We start from the raw sequence: 14,482 nt of genomic DNA, 5'->3' as shown, positions 1-14,482 counted from the left end.
TTTCCCATTACGCAAGTAAGTAAGATCCCTCAAAGACGATGAGGTAGATAGGTTCGAGGTGGAAGTGTGGCGACACATGGAGCTGACGAATACTAATCGATCGAGGACTTAACCACAATTAAAACTTATTTCAATGTTCGTTTATCCAGTTTTGAAAGAACAAACTCTTTCTAAAAATAAGGATTTCAAGATACAAACTAATCGAGGAAACAAAGGAGCGATTGAAGGAATGTACTAAAGTACATGACTGAATGAGCGAGTGCAGTTGACGAAGAGTAGTGCAGTAGATTGGAAGCCGAGTAAGGAACGTCTACTAAAAGCACCACATCCTGTGGTAACGTAGACGCCAGCACATCCATGTGCAAGTGAAGTAATGATGGCAAAGAGGTCACACCCGTTCCCATACCGAACACGGAAGTTAAGCTCTTTAGCGCCGATGGTAGTTGGGGGCTTCCCCCTGTGAGAGTAGGACATTGCTTCGCGTAAAAAGTCGCTGCTGATAATTAATCAGTAGTGGCTTTTTTTATCTTGATTTAATAGTTAGCTGAAGCGTAATTGATAGCGCAAACATATCGATAATATGAGTAAATAGTGAATTAAATCGAAAGTTTTAATTATTTGAAAAAAGCACTTGTAATAATTAAAATGATTGTTATAATAATAAATGTACTAAGTAGCTTATACAAAGTGCATAAATGAATATTAGCGTTCCGAAGTAGCTCAGTGGTAGAGCAACCGGCTGTTAACCGGTTGGTCGCAGGTTCGAGCCCTGCCTTCGGAGCCATTTTTTTTGCCTATTAATTGAAATGAAAAAATTATAGTAGCATTATTTTTAGAGGTAGAATTAACAGGTCCACTATTAGTTTTAATCCGAATTTTCCTTGATTAGCTAAACGAAGTAGATTAATCTAAAATCAGTGTTACATATCGTTGTTTACTTAGCAAAGTGTCAAACTTCAATAAAGTTTAAAATAAGTAAAACAAGCATTTAGCTCCTAACAATGAAAAAAGCCCTAATTTTTAATTTGAGGCTTTCACTAAAAAAGAATTTGCAAATTAGGATGAAAATTTATCGAAAAGGCTTGTACAAATCTAAAAAACATGGTATTATAATTCTTGTCTTGTTTGAGATATTTTAACTGGCCCGTTGGTCAAGTGGTTAAGACACCGCCCTTTCACGGCGGTAACACGGGTTCGAATCCCGTACGGGTCACCATTTAAAATTAAATAATTGTAACACTCATATATGGAGGATTAGCTCAGCTGGGAGAGCACCTGCCTTACAAGCAGGGGGTCGGCGGTTCGAACCCGTCATCCTCCACCATTCAAGTGTTATGTCGGTGGGGTAGCGAAGTGGCTAAACGCGGCGGACTGTAAATCCGCTCCTTAGGGTTCGGCGGTTCGAATCCGTCCCCCACCACCATCTTTGAAAATGATTGGGGTATAGCCAAGCGGTAAGGCAACGGATTTTGATTCCGTCATGCCTAGGTTCGAATCCTAGTACCCCAGCCATTTTTTTGTTTTTTCTTGAGCCATTAGCTCAGTCGGTAGAGCATCTGACTTTTAATCAGAGGGTCGAAGGTTCGAGTCCTTCATGGCTCATTATTAACAGGGACTATTTGAAAAGATTATATCTTTTCAAATAGCCCCTGTTTTTTTATATTAATATCTTCAAAACATTGCTCCTATGGTAATTATAATAAGGCGTAGTTTATCTTTTAAAGAAGAATAAAAAATAATATGTTAAACTAAAGATTGATGAATATTGCTTACTTAGAAATAGAGATTGAGGTTGTAGAGGTGAAATAGTTATCGTATCGTCAAAAGATGTTGCAAAATTAGCTGGTGTGTCACAGACGACGGTTTCCCGGGTTTTGAATACACCTGAACAAGTAAAGGCCTCAACGGTTGATAAGGTGTTGAAGGCGATTGAACAATTAAATTACATTCCTAACGAACAGGCAAGATTGCTTGTGACTAGTCGAACAAATACAATTGCACTATTATCTGGTCCGCTACACAATCCTTTCTTCTCGGACACTACTGCGGCTATTGTTAATTATGCAAATAGTAAAGGTTATAAAGTCGATGTACAATTTGTACAGGATGAGGAATTAGAAAATGCCTATTCAAAAATTTTAGAGCGCAAAGTAGATGGAATCATTTTATCTTGTATATTGTATGAAGATCCGTTTTTTGAAAAGCTAAAGAAATTAAACATTCCCTTTATTACATTTAACCGTAAGCACCAATCAAATGAAAATTTTGTCGAAATTGATAATGAACAAGCAGGTTTTATTGCTGCACAATCATTGCAGGCTTTAGGACATCAACATATTGCCTATATAGGGGGGCATTTAACGGTTAGTACGTACGCTAATCGTTTTAGAGGGGCGCTGCGTGCTTTAGGAGAAGCGTTGCCAGAAGCATATATTTATCATTCCAATACAACCCGTGCAAATATTAGTGAGGGAATTGATTATTTGCTCCAGCAGCCAAATTCCCCAACTGCTATAATAGGTGCATCTGATTCGATAGCGCTAAATGTCATTGATGAATTATTAAAGCGCGATATTCGTATCCCGGAGGATATTAGTGTTATTGGGATTGATAATGTTGAATTGGCGGCATATGAACAAATTCAATTAACGACAGTAGGACATGCGATGGAAAGAAATTTAGGATTAATCGCTATTGTTAAATTAGTTGAAATGATTGAAAATAAAAAAAATTCTTGTGTTCATATAACTGAATCTGTTAAACTTTTTAATAGGAAAACAGTGAAGCGATTAAACTAAGGCGAAGATTCTGTTCTTACAAATATTCTCCTGAGCCCTATCAGGAGATATTTGTAGGATATAAGCATATTTTTTTATAACAAAATGGTTACGTATTCATAACAGAATATTTAGAATAGAGAAGTTTGGGAAGGGTGTATATTTTGGAACAAAAAATGTATATCAATGGTGAATGGGTTTCTACAGCCGAGTATGCAGAGTTAAAATCACCTTACACAAAGGAAGTAATAGCGAAAATACCACAAGCAACAAGAGAGCATGTATCAGCGGCTGTGGAGGCGGCTCAAAGGGCACAGCAAGCAATGACTAATCTTACTGCATTAGAAAGGGCGAATATCCTTTATGCAATTGCTAAGGCATTTGCTAGCAAGCGCTTGGAGGCAGCTACAATTATTTCCCGGGAAAGTTCGAAGCCTCTAAAATATGCGCTAAGCGAAATAGACCGCACAATTGAAACATATCGTTTCGCTGGTGATGAGGCTAAGCGTCTTATTGGGGAAATGATTCCAATGGATGCAGCGAAAACCGGGGAAAATCGTTTTGCTTATACGCTAGAGCAGCCATTAGGAATAATTGCTGCTATTACGCCCTTTAATTTTCCGCAAAATTTAGTAGCGCATAAAGTCGGACCAGCAATTGCTGCTGGGAATACGATTGTACTAAAACCTGCCTCACAGACTCCACTATCTGCGTTGTTTTTAGCAGAAATCATTGATTGTACCGATTTACCTAAAGGTGCATTTAATGTCGTGCTAGGGAGTGGTGGTATCGTTGGTGATGCACTTGTTGAGAGCGATAAGGTGAAAATGATTACATTTACGGGTAGTCCAGCAGTCGGTATTCAAATCAAAGAAAAATCGGGATTGAAACGTTTAGCACTTGAATTAGGGTCGAACTCTGGATTAATTGTTGACCGCAATATAAATATAGAGCATGTAGTAAGAAAATGCGTTACAGGTGCATTTTCTAATCAGGGGCAGGTATGTATCTCTTTACAGCGGATTTATGTAATGGAAGAGGTGTTTGCTGCATTTGTTGAGGAAATGATTGCTCAAACACAAAGCTTGAAAATAGGTTCTCCGCTCGATGAAACGACGGATATATCTGCCATGATTCATGATAAGGAGCAGCAACGAGCAATACAGTGGATTACTGAGGCAATTGCAGAAGGTGCAAATCTTCTATACGGAGGCGAGGTGGAAGATGGTGTTTTATTACCTACAATTTTAGCGAATGTCGACAGAAAATCGAAAGTTAGCTGTCAGGAAGTGTTTGCACCGATTGTAAGCATAAATAAGATTTCTTCAATAGAGGAGGGAATCGAAGCTATTAATGATTCAGATTATGGCTTGCAGGCAGGTATTTTCACGAAGGATATTCAAACGGCCTTTACAGCATCGAAAAATCTCTCAGTAGGTGGTGTTATCATTAACGATATACCGACATATCGCGTTGATCAAATGCCGTATGGTGGTGTAAAGCAAAGTGGAACAGGCAAAGAGGGACTTAAATATGCATTACAGGAAATGACGGAAACAAAGCTTGTTATTTGGAATCAAGAAGGAGGACTATAGATGGCTGAAAAGATTACATTTGTACCTTTAAGTTACACAGGCTGGGGCTCCCTTAGCTATTTACAGCAAGAGGTACAACGCTTAAAAGGTCAAAAAGTATTATTAGTGACAGATCCTTTCTTGCACGAAATGGGCTTAACGCAAAAAATCATTGCACTGCTTGAAGAGTTGAATTTAACTATCAATATTTATACAAAGGTTGTGCCAGAGCCCCCAGTAGCTGTAGCGGAGGAATTAGTAGCTTACGCAAGGGAACATCAAAATGATATCGTTGTCGGGCTAGGTGGGGGGAGTGCGCTCGATTTAGCTAAATTAGCTGGCGTAATTTCAGTGCATGAAGGTGATGTCAAAGATTACTTAAATTTAAGCGCTACTCGCTCCATTGAACAGAAAGGGCTGCCGACAATATTAATTCCTACAACATCTGGTACTGGCTCAGAAGTCACAAATATTGCTGTTGTTTCATTAGAAAGTACGAAAGATGTCGTAACACATGACTATTTGCTGGCAGATGTAGCGATTGTTGACCCAGAGTTGACAATGTCGTTACCACCAAAAGTAACAGCGGCAACGGGAGTAGATGCTTTAACTCATGCGATTGAGGCATATGTATCGCAAAATGCTAGTGCGGTTTCTGACGCATTAGCATTGCAGGCGATACAATTAATTAGCCAATCCATTCGTAGTGCGGTAAAGGATGGGCAAAATCAGCAGGCACGTATCGATATGAGCTATGGGAGTTATTTAGCGGGCCTAGCATTTTTCAATGCAGGTGTTGCGGGTGTACATGCACTAGCTTATCCATTGGGTGGACAATTCCATATCGCGCATGGTGACTCCAATGCGGTTTTATTGCCGTATGTAATGGGCTATATCCGTCCATCTTGTGAAAAGCGCATGAAAGACATTTATAATGCTATGGGCTTCAATAGTGGCTATTTATCACAGGAGGAGGCATCGCATAAATGTGTACAGGAATTGCAGCGCCTTGTTGAAGATGTAGGTATCCCTTCAAGCTTGAAAGGCTTCGATATTAGTGAAGAGGCACTTACCGGCTTAACGGAGGATGCAGCAAAGCAAACGCGACTCCTAGCGCGCAGTCCGATGCCGTTAGGGAAGGATGATATTTTTGCTATTTATAAGGCAGCATATGATGCCGTCGTTTTCAAATAAATAGAATTAATCAAACAGCAAAGGGGATAGAAAAATGTGTAATAACAAAAAGTTATATGTATTAGACACTGGAACAATGAAGATGGATAAAAATTATATGATTGCCATGCATAACCCTGCGACAATTGATAATCCTAATCCACCAGCAGAGTTTGTAGAATTTCCGATTTACGCTGTATTAATTGACCATCCAGAAGGGAAAATCTTATTTGACACAGGCTGTAATCCCGATGGTATGGGGGAAGATGGGCGTTGGCCTGAAGGAATACAAAAGGCCTTCCCAACATTTGCGAGCGAAGAATGTTATTTGATTAATCGTTTAGAGCAATTAAAAGTACGACCAGAGGATATTAAATATGTAATTGCCTCACATTTGCATTTAGACCATGCAGGCTGTTTGGAGTTGTTTACAAATGCGGAAATTATCGTGCATGATTCAGAGCTGTCGAGTGTTATGAAGCAATTTGCGATGACGCGTGATATGGGTGCATATATTTGGGGTGATGTCATGGCATGGATTCAAAATCAATTACGCTGGCGCACAATAAAGCCGCATGAAAAAGAGGTACAGCTGGTGGAAGGAATCAAGATTATTAATTTTGGTCCGGGGCATGCATATGGTATGCTTGGCTTACATGTTGAGCTGCCTGGTCATGGTAATGTTTTACTAGCATCCGATGCCGTTTATACGGCGGAAAGTTATGGCCCGCCAGTCAAGCCACCGGGTATTATTTATGATTCCGTGGGTTATAATTCGACAGTGGAGCGGATTCGTAAATTCGCCACTGAAAATGATGCTGAGGTTTGGTTTGGACATGATTCAAATCAATTTAAAAATTTCGTGAAATCTACGGAAGGCTATTACGAATAATAGGGCTGTTGGGGAAGCAGATATCCATCTGTCTTTCCCGTTTTTTGTGCTTAATAAGAAGGGCTTTTAATTGACTATTTGAAAGCTCTTTTTCTAAGCTCTATAATACTTATATAGATAAATATGTTATTGGAAAAAACGGATTGTAATTGGAGGTGCTTTTTATGGGAGAGAGAGGAAGACCCAAAGGAGCAAGTGGTGAAGAAAGTCGAGCATTATTGCTTGAGATAGCTGCGAGAGAATTTGCACAAAATGGGTATCATGAAACAAAAATAAGCTCAATTGTAAAAGGTGCGTCATTAAGTCAGCCTACTTTCTATTTGTATTTTAAAAACAAAGAAGCAATTTTTGAGGAGTTGGAGCACTTATTTCGTATGCGAATTATTGAGTATACAAAGCAAAGTCGTTTACAGCCAATGCTGGAATCAGCAAAAATTAAAACGCGAATTACGTATAATTTAAAAGAGTTATTGGTATTTCTAGATAAAAATCCAGATTTAACGCGAATTGGATTTTATTTGTCCGCAAAAGCGGATGAAATAAAGGCACATATGGTTGAGCAAATTCGAGGTAATCTAGATTTTGAGGTTAATGCTGGTTATTTTAGGAAAGATGTAGATACGCTAATGGTGGCAGAGTGCTTAATCGGTATAATAGAGCGATTAACATTTACACAATTGCTAACGAAACTAAAGGAACCGGAGGAAATAGCGAACGATATTGTGGATTTATTATTGGAAGGTATGTTATCTAAAGAAAGTTAAAAAAGAAAATACATATTTTCTTTTTTAATAGTTGAATATTACTTTTGAGTAATATAATATAAAACCAGCAATGAGTTATATGTTATTTTTAATACAAATTACACAAAGGAGAGGATATTGGTGAAAGAAATATGGCAGCAAAGGATGTCGTTATTTATTATTTTGTTGTTGTTTTCACATGCTATATTTGGGTATATGCCGGTATTTGCGGAAACGAATCCTACATTAAATATTATGCTAACAATTGGTGACCAGCTATACGAGGAGGGGGGATATTGCAACAGAACCTGTCACCATTCATGTCACAACAACTTCGACAGATAGCGCCACTATTCAAGTAGAGTGGTCGATTGATGAAGGGGATTCATGGACATTATTTAATTTAGCATCACCGCATACATGGGAACAGCAAGGCGAGCATACGATTTGGTTTCGAATTATAGGACAGTCTACTATTTATAAGCGTTTTATTCATATTCGCCCACAACCGTTTTCATTATTCACAGCAAATCCAATTATTTATGTAAGCGAAAATGGGGATGATAACAATAGCGGAGCAACTTGGGTTGATGCTGTTAAAAGCGTGCAAGTCGCATTAGATAAGGCTAGCGCTGGCAACCAAATTTGGATTGCCGCGGGAACGTATGCACCGACCAAACGAGCTAATGGCAGTGACCCTCGTACTGCGTATTTTAGAATGAAAAATGGTGTAGCGATTTATGGAGGATTTGCGGGGGATGAAGAAACATTAGCACAGCGGGATTTTCAAAACAATAAAACGATATTAAGTGGTGTACTTCCAAGTGGAGGAAATGCTTATCATGTATTTTATCATCCAGATAACTTACACTTGAACGAAACAGCTATACTTGATGGCGTCATCATTACAGCAGGGAATCCTAATCATGCTACACAAAACCAGCATATGCACGGAGGAGGCATGTACAATAGTGGAAATAGCCCAACTCTCAGAAATGTAGTATTTACTGCAAATATTGCCTACCGATATGGCGGAGGAATATACAATTATGAAAGTAATCCAGCCCTAATAAATGTAACATTTATTGAGAATAGAGCCTATTCGGGCGGCGGGATGTACAATGAATCAAGTAATCCACAGTTAACAGATGTCATGTTTAATAACAATAGAGTTTCAATGGATGGTGGTGGCCTCTATAACAATAACAGTAATCCAATCCTAATACGCACTGCATTTACAGCTAACAATGCAACAAACAATGGAGGGGGGGTCTACAATACTGGGAACAGTAATGCTACTTTGACGGATGCCTTATTTAAACAAAATAAAGCAGCTGTGGAAGGTGGCGGAATGTATAATAGTAGCAGTAACCCAACGCTAACAGATGTAGTGTTTGAGCAAAATACAACAGATTGGTCAGGCGGGGGGATGAATAATAGTAACAGTAGCCCAGCCTTAACAAATGTAACGTTTAGTGGAAATCAGGCATTTTATGGAGGAGGGATTTATAATATTGGCAGTAGCCCGACGCTAATAGATGTAAAGTTTAATGAAAATACAGCATACCAACAAGGGGGAGGAATCTACAATAAGAATGCAAGTAATCCAACTTTAACAGATGTAGTATTTGAGGAAAATAAAGCAACTTGGTATGGGGGCGGAATGTCTAATCATGGCAGTAGCCCAGTCTTAACAGATGTAATATTTAATATGAATCAAACGACGTTAGGGGGCGGAATGTATAATGACAATAGTAACCCAACCTTAACAGGCGTTAATTTTAATGAAAATAGAGCAACAGAGAAATCTAATTCAGGTGGTATTGGAGCGGGTATGTACAACTCCGCAAGTAGTCCGTCCTTAACAGATGTCATCTTTTCTGAAAACATAGCAGACAATGGAGGTGGTGGCATATACAATGGTGGTGGTAGCGAGCCAACCATCACAAATGTTTCTTTTACTGCAAATGAAGCCGGTACAGGAGGCGGCATGTATAATGCGGCAAATACACGCCCAACATTAATAAATGCACTATTTACTTTCAATCTAACGAAAAATAGTTTCGCGGGAAGTGCTATATATAGCTTTGATACGACAAATATCAATTTAATGAATGCGACCATATATGCGAATGGACCAGCAGCGATTCACGGAGGCGCCGCGCACAGCCAAATTGTTAATAGTATCATCATAGGAAATGCAAATACAGGGGCACTGACTAATTTTGGGGGCAAGGTTGTAAATAGCTTGGTCGACGTATTGGCAGGCTCAGGAATCCATAAAGGACAGTTGTTTGATGCGAGTGGTGACCCGATAAGCCTAGCAACTTATATGCCAGAAGATGTATTTGTTCATCCGGCTGGTGCAAACTTGCATTTGAAAATAGGTTCACCAGCGATTGATGTAGGGGATTCTAATGCCCATACAGTTGCAACAGACCTTGCAGGGAAAAAGCGTGTTCAAGGGGCTGCCATCGATTTAGGTGTATATGAAATGCAGCCTTATTATACAGTAAGCTATGATGCTAACGATGCAACAGAAGGAACAGTTCCTATTGATAGTGGAGCATACGAGGAAAATATGTCTGTTACAGTGCTAGATAATACAGGACATCTAAAGAAAGCTGGCCATACATTTACAGGCTGGAATACGCAAGCGGATGGAAAAGGAATAGCGTATGCCGTAAATACGACCTTTCAAATGGGAGCAGGGAATATCACATTATATGCCCAGTGGACAACAAATCCAACGTATCGTGTAAGCTATGATGCCAACGGTGCCACAGGAGGAATTGTGCCGCAGGATTTAGGGGAATATGAAGAAAATACCCTAGTAACAGTGCAAGAAAATAGTGGAAATCTAGTGAAAGCTGGTCATACTTTCATAGGCTGGAATACACAAGCAGATGGAAAAGGAACAGCTTACGCCGTAAACACAACCTTCCAAATGGGGGCAGGGAATATCACATTATATGCCCAATGGACAACAAATCCAACGTATCGTGTAAGCTATGATGCCAACGGTGCTACAGGAGGAATTGTGCCACAGGATTTAGGGGAATATGAAGAAAACATCCTAGTAACAGTGCAAGAAAATAGTGGAAATTTGGTGAAAGCCGGTCATACTTTCATAGGCTGGAATACACAAGCAGATGGAAAAGGAACAGCTTACGCCGTAAACACAACCTTCCAAATGGGGGCAGGGAATGTCACATTATATGCCCAATGGACAGCAAACCTCACTTATCGTGTAAGCTATGATGCCAACGGTGCCACAGGAGGAACTGTGCCACAGGACTTGGGGGAATATGAAGAAAATACCCTAGTAACAGTGCAAGAAAATAGCGGAAATCTAGTGAAAGCTGGTTATACTTTCATAGGCTGGGATACACAAGCAGATGGAAAAGGAACCGCTTACGCCGTAAACACAACTTTCCAAATGGGGGCAGAGGATGTTACATTATATGCCCAATGGACAGCAAATCCAACGTATCGTGTAAGCTATGATGCCAACGGTGCCACAGGAGGAATTGTGCCGCAGGATTTGGGGGAATATGTAGAAAACACTCTAGTAACAGTGCAAGGAAATAGTGGAAATCTAGTGAAAGCTGGTTATACTTTCATAGGCTGGAATACACAAGCAGATGGAAAAGGAACCGCTTACGCCGTAAACACAACTTTCCAAATAGGGGCAGAGGATGTTACATTATATGCCCAATGGACAGCAAATCCAACGTATCGTGTAAGCTATGATGCCAACGGTGCCACAGGAGGAATTGTGCCGCAGGATTTGGGGGAATATGAAGAAAACACTCTAGTAACAGTGCAAGGAAATAGTGGAAATCTAGTGAAAGCTGGTTATACTTTCATAGGCTGGAATACACAAGCAGATGGAAAAGGAACCGCTTACGCCGTAAACACAACTTTCCAAATGGGGGCAGAGGATGTTACATTATATGCCCAATGGACAGCAAACCCCACTTATCGTGTAAGCTATGATGCTAATGGTGCCACAGGAGGAATTGTGCCGCAGGATATGGGGGAATATGAAGAAAATACCCTAGTAACAGTGCAAGGAAATAGCGGAAATCTAGTGAAAGCCGGTTATACTTTTACAGGCTGGAATACGCAAGCAGATGGAAAAGGAACCGCCTATGCCGTAAACACAACCTTCCGAATGAAGGCAGGGAATGTTCGTTTGTATGCACAATGGAAATCGAATACATTAAATGAAGAAAAGAACCCTTCTAATCCGCCAGCATCAGGAGGCGGTAGTTCTTCTAATCCGCCATTGGATAGAGATAGCAACATAGCAATACCGATTAAAATCTTCTTTGAAACCAGTGGTGGCGAACTTTTAGAAGCAATAGAGATTAATCATAATACAAGGATTTTTGATTTACCTGTTCCAATAAAAGAGGGCTTTATGTTTGAGGGCTGGTATACAGATAAAACACTAACAGAAAGATGGGTGGGGGATACGCTAGTAACGGAAAATCTCACTCTTTACGCTAAATGGATAGAGCTAGCTAAGGAACTACCTACTGAAAAGACCTTCAAAGATATTGAGAATCATTGGGCAAAGGAAATGATTGAAGCCTTGACAGCACAAGGCATTATTCAAGGCTATGAGGACGGTACATTCCGACCGAACGAATCAGTAAGCCGTATGCATGTAGCAGCACTGCTGACAAGAGCCTTTTCATTCGAACCAGTACGACTAGCAAGTGATTTCACAGATGTTTCACCCGCCCATCCTTATTATGACGCAATTAAAGTATTGCAACAGGCAAGGATTGTCGATGGTGTAAATGGTGCTTTTTTACCTACAGAAAAAATGACACGAGCGCAGCTAGCAAAGATACTTGTTGGTGTACTCGGGTTAACACCTGAAGGGACGACTTCATTTATTGATGTCGATAGCGCACATTGGAGTGCGGGGTATATTGCAGTACTTGAGCGTGAGGGAATTGCGCTTGGAGATAATGGCGAATTTCGTCCAAACGAATCTGTCACACGCGCCCAATTTGTAGCGTTCCTATCTCGTATTTATACGGCTTCAAAAGATGTAGTCCTATTAGATGATGAATCATTCGAATAGCGTGGAATAAAGTTTTTCACAATTATATTACTTTTAAATAATATAATTGGATATGATGCAGGGAAAGTAGATCCACTACTTTCCCTATATTTTTTTGTAGAAAATTGGAATGTATAAAAAATAAGGGCCTCGCTTATCTTAATCTATAATGATTAAGTGCTTTATATATAATGAATCTGCATGTTTTATTAAGATTCTAGGTGATATGTATTTATAAAAATAACGAATAATTATACATAAAAATGTCGAGTTGAGCCAACAGGCTATCTCGTTTTACAATAAGGGTATTATGGAAGGGAGATTTGAAAAACATGAATAAATCAGTAGCTATTATTGGGGTACCATCAGATTATGGACAAAGACGCCGCGGTGTGGATATGGGACCAAGCGCTATTCGTTATGCAGGGGTTGTGGAACGTTTGGAGGCGTTAGGATATACAGTGAAGGATGAAGGCGATATCCGTGTAGAAAAGGTGCCAGTAAAGCAGGAGCAAAATGAGAAATTATTAAATTTAGATGAAGTTGTAGAAGTATGCTCGAAGCTAGCGCAAAAGGTAGAAGGAGCAGTAAATGACAAACGCACTCCCCTTGTACTAGGCGGCGACCATAGCATTGCAATTGGTACATTAGCAGGGCTTGAGAAATATAAAAACTTAGGTGTGATTTGGTTTGATGCCCATGCTGATATTAATACACCAGAATCAACACCATCTGGTAATATACACGGTATGCCACTTGCGGTAAGCCTTGGTCTTGGTCATGAGCGTTTAACTTCGATTCACCATGCGGGACCGAAAGTAAAAGCGGAAAATATCATTATTATCGGTGCTCGCTCTGTAGATGAGGGTGAGCGTGAGTTAATTAAGGAAAAAAATATTAAAGTTTACACGATGCATGAAATTGACCGTCTTGGTATGACGGCAGTTATGGAAGATGCGATTCGTTATTTACAGAAGCGCGGTGTTGATGGTGTGCATTTATCATTAGACTTGGATGGTTTAGACCCATTATACACGCCTGGTGTTGGTACACCTGTAGCGGGAGGTATTACATATCGCGAGAGCCATCTTGCTATGGAAATGCTGCAAGAGTCGGAAATGATTACTTCTGTAGAATTTGTAGAAGTTAATCCAATATTAGACGATAAAAACAAAACGGCGAATGTAGCTGTTGCGCTAATTGGCTCATTATTCGGCGAGACGTTAGTGTAAAGTATAATCAGCCATTAATTCCTCCATTATTTGACACAAGGAGCTGTCCGAAAAGTCCATTTTGATTTGACATCGCATTGAAATAAATGTTTTCATCGCTTCCCTTTTACTGAGGGATAACACGATAAAACCAATGTTCATCACATTTTTAAAAGAGGCGTTTTCTGTTTAAATGAATCAATATTTTGTGAAACACCATTGCTACTGTCCAAAATGCCGCCTATGCACGGCTTTTTGGACAGCCCCTTTCCACTTAACTCTTCTGTAATTTGATGAACCTTATTCCACAATTCATGACATTGCTATACAGAATCTAAACAAAATTGAATTTACTACAATTTCCTGTTTAATTTTTGGTATAATAAAAAGAAAAAACTGAAACCTTTCTTAAGGTTGTTCGTATATGGTAGTAACAGCTGAGAAGGTAGAGAGGATTGGCACGATGGATGCGTTAGTGAACAAGAGAATAAGGCAAGTGCTTAAAGGTGATCAAAACGCATACGCCGATATTGTGAACCTCTATCAGCACAAGCTGTATCAAATTTGTTATCGAATGCTTGGCAACAAGCAGGAGGCAGAGGATATTGCACAAGAGGCATTTGTACGTGCGTATATTAATTTGCACTCATACGATCAAAAAAGGAAATTTTCAACGTGGATATATCGTATAGCCACGAATCTTTGCATTGACCGCATTCGTAAAAAGAAGCCGGATTATTATTTAGATGCGGAAGTAGCAGGGACGGATGGTTTAGATATGTATTCACAAATTGCAGCAGATGAGCAGCTACCAGAGGAAGCAGCGATGCAGATGGAGCTACAGGACCGCATTCAATACGAGATTAGCCGATTGCCAGACAAATATCGCTCTGTCATTGTTTTAAAATACATTGAAGAGCTATCGCTACAAGAAATTAGTGAAATTCTTGATATGCCCCTTGGCACAGTAAAGACACGTATTCATCGTGGTCGGGAAGCACTTCGCAAGCAGTTAAACAATTTGTAGGAGGA

Annotated in this window: 8 protein-coding genes, 6 tRNA genes and 2 rRNA genes; all 16 read left to right on the top strand. The window is 39.7% G+C overall.

The window, feature by feature from the left end:
* Window positions 1-116 (top strand): 23S ribosomal RNA (locus C9J36_RS16835); the annotation flags it as partial.
* 250 nt (window positions 117-366) lie between these two features.
* Window positions 367-482, top strand: a 5S ribosomal RNA gene (gene rrf / locus C9J36_RS16830).
* A gap of 227 nt (window positions 483-709) precedes the next feature.
* Window positions 710-784, top strand: a tRNA-Asn gene (locus tag C9J36_RS16825).
* Window positions 785-1,141: 357 nt separating this feature from the next.
* A tRNA-Glu gene (locus C9J36_RS16820) sits at window positions 1,142-1,216 on the top strand.
* 32 nt (window positions 1,217-1,248) lie between these two features.
* A tRNA-Val gene (locus tag C9J36_RS16815) sits at window positions 1,249-1,324 on the top strand.
* A gap of 15 nt (window positions 1,325-1,339) precedes the next feature.
* Window positions 1,340-1,423, top strand: a tRNA-Tyr gene (locus C9J36_RS16810).
* Window positions 1,424-1,437: 14 nt separating this feature from the next.
* Window positions 1,438-1,512: transfer RNA gene (locus C9J36_RS16805), tRNA-Gln, on the top strand.
* 17 nt (window positions 1,513-1,529) lie between these two features.
* Window positions 1,530-1,602 (top strand) — tRNA-Lys (locus C9J36_RS16800).
* Between the two features lie 203 nt (window positions 1,603-1,805).
* Entirely contained in the window at window positions 1,806-2,798 is a 993-nt protein-coding gene (locus tag C9J36_RS16795) for a LacI family DNA-binding transcriptional regulator (protein ID WP_268807893.1), read from the top strand.
* A gap of 143 nt (window positions 2,799-2,941) precedes the next feature.
* Complete coding sequence (locus C9J36_RS16790) at window positions 2,942-4,372, top strand: aldehyde dehydrogenase family protein (protein ID WP_107943835.1); 1,431 nt, start codon at window positions 2,942-2,944, stop codon at window positions 4,370-4,372.
* The gene (locus C9J36_RS16785; RefSeq protein WP_107943833.1) at window positions 4,373-5,545 is read left to right on the top strand and encodes an iron-containing alcohol dehydrogenase; all 1,173 of its coding nucleotides are present in this window, start codon (window positions 4,373-4,375) and stop codon (window positions 5,543-5,545) included.
* Between the two features lie 34 nt (window positions 5,546-5,579).
* Entirely contained in the window at window positions 5,580-6,416 is an 837-nt protein-coding gene (gene ahlS / locus C9J36_RS16780) for an AhlS family quorum-quenching N-acyl homoserine lactonase (protein WP_066165223.1), read from the top strand.
* Between the two features lie 164 nt (window positions 6,417-6,580).
* Window positions 6,581-7,180: a TetR/AcrR family transcriptional regulator gene (locus C9J36_RS16775; RefSeq protein ID WP_107943832.1), complete on the top strand. Its 600-nt coding sequence runs from the start codon at window positions 6,581-6,583 to the stop codon at window positions 7,178-7,180.
* Window positions 7,181-7,427: 247 nt separating this feature from the next.
* Entirely contained in the window at window positions 7,428-12,260 is a 4,833-nt protein-coding gene (locus C9J36_RS16770) for an InlB B-repeat-containing protein (RefSeq protein WP_107943831.1), read from the top strand.
* Window positions 12,261-12,571: 311 nt separating this feature from the next.
* Window positions 12,572-13,471 carry an arginase gene (rocF, locus tag C9J36_RS16765; RefSeq protein ID WP_107943830.1) on the top strand — a complete coding sequence of 300 codons (900 nt, stop codon included), beginning with the start codon at window positions 12,572-12,574 and terminating at the stop codon, window positions 13,469-13,471.
* Between the two features lie 442 nt (window positions 13,472-13,913).
* On the top strand, window positions 13,914-14,477 hold the full coding sequence (sigW, locus tag C9J36_RS16760; protein ID WP_066165449.1) for an RNA polymerase sigma factor SigW: 564 nt from the start codon (window positions 13,914-13,916) through the stop codon (window positions 14,475-14,477).
* Window positions 14,478-14,482: the final 5 nt, after the last annotated feature.

It is taken from the genome of Metasolibacillus fluoroglycofenilyticus, assembly GCF_003049645.1.
GTDB classification, from domain to species: Bacteria; Bacillota; Bacilli; order Bacillales_A; family Planococcaceae; genus Metasolibacillus; species Metasolibacillus fluoroglycofenilyticus.
This window is presented reverse-complemented; position numbering and strand designations above follow the sequence as displayed.

Coding starts and splice junctions, on each gene's coding strand:
- C9J36_RS16785 (WP_107943833.1), top strand. CDS start 4,373: ATGGCTGAAAAGATTACATTTGTACCTTTAAGTTACACAGGCTGGGGC.
- ahlS (WP_066165223.1), top strand. CDS start 5,580: ATGTGTAATAACAAAAAGTTATATGTATTAGACACTGGAACAATGAAG.
- C9J36_RS16775 (WP_107943832.1), top strand. CDS start 6,581: ATGGGAGAGAGAGGAAGACCCAAAGGAGCAAGTGGTGAAGAAAGTCGA.
- rocF (WP_107943830.1), top strand. CDS start 12,572: ATGAATAAATCAGTAGCTATTATTGGGGTACCATCAGATTATGGACAA.
- sigW (WP_066165449.1), top strand. CDS start 13,914: ATGGATGCGTTAGTGAACAAGAGAATAAGGCAAGTGCTTAAAGGTGAT.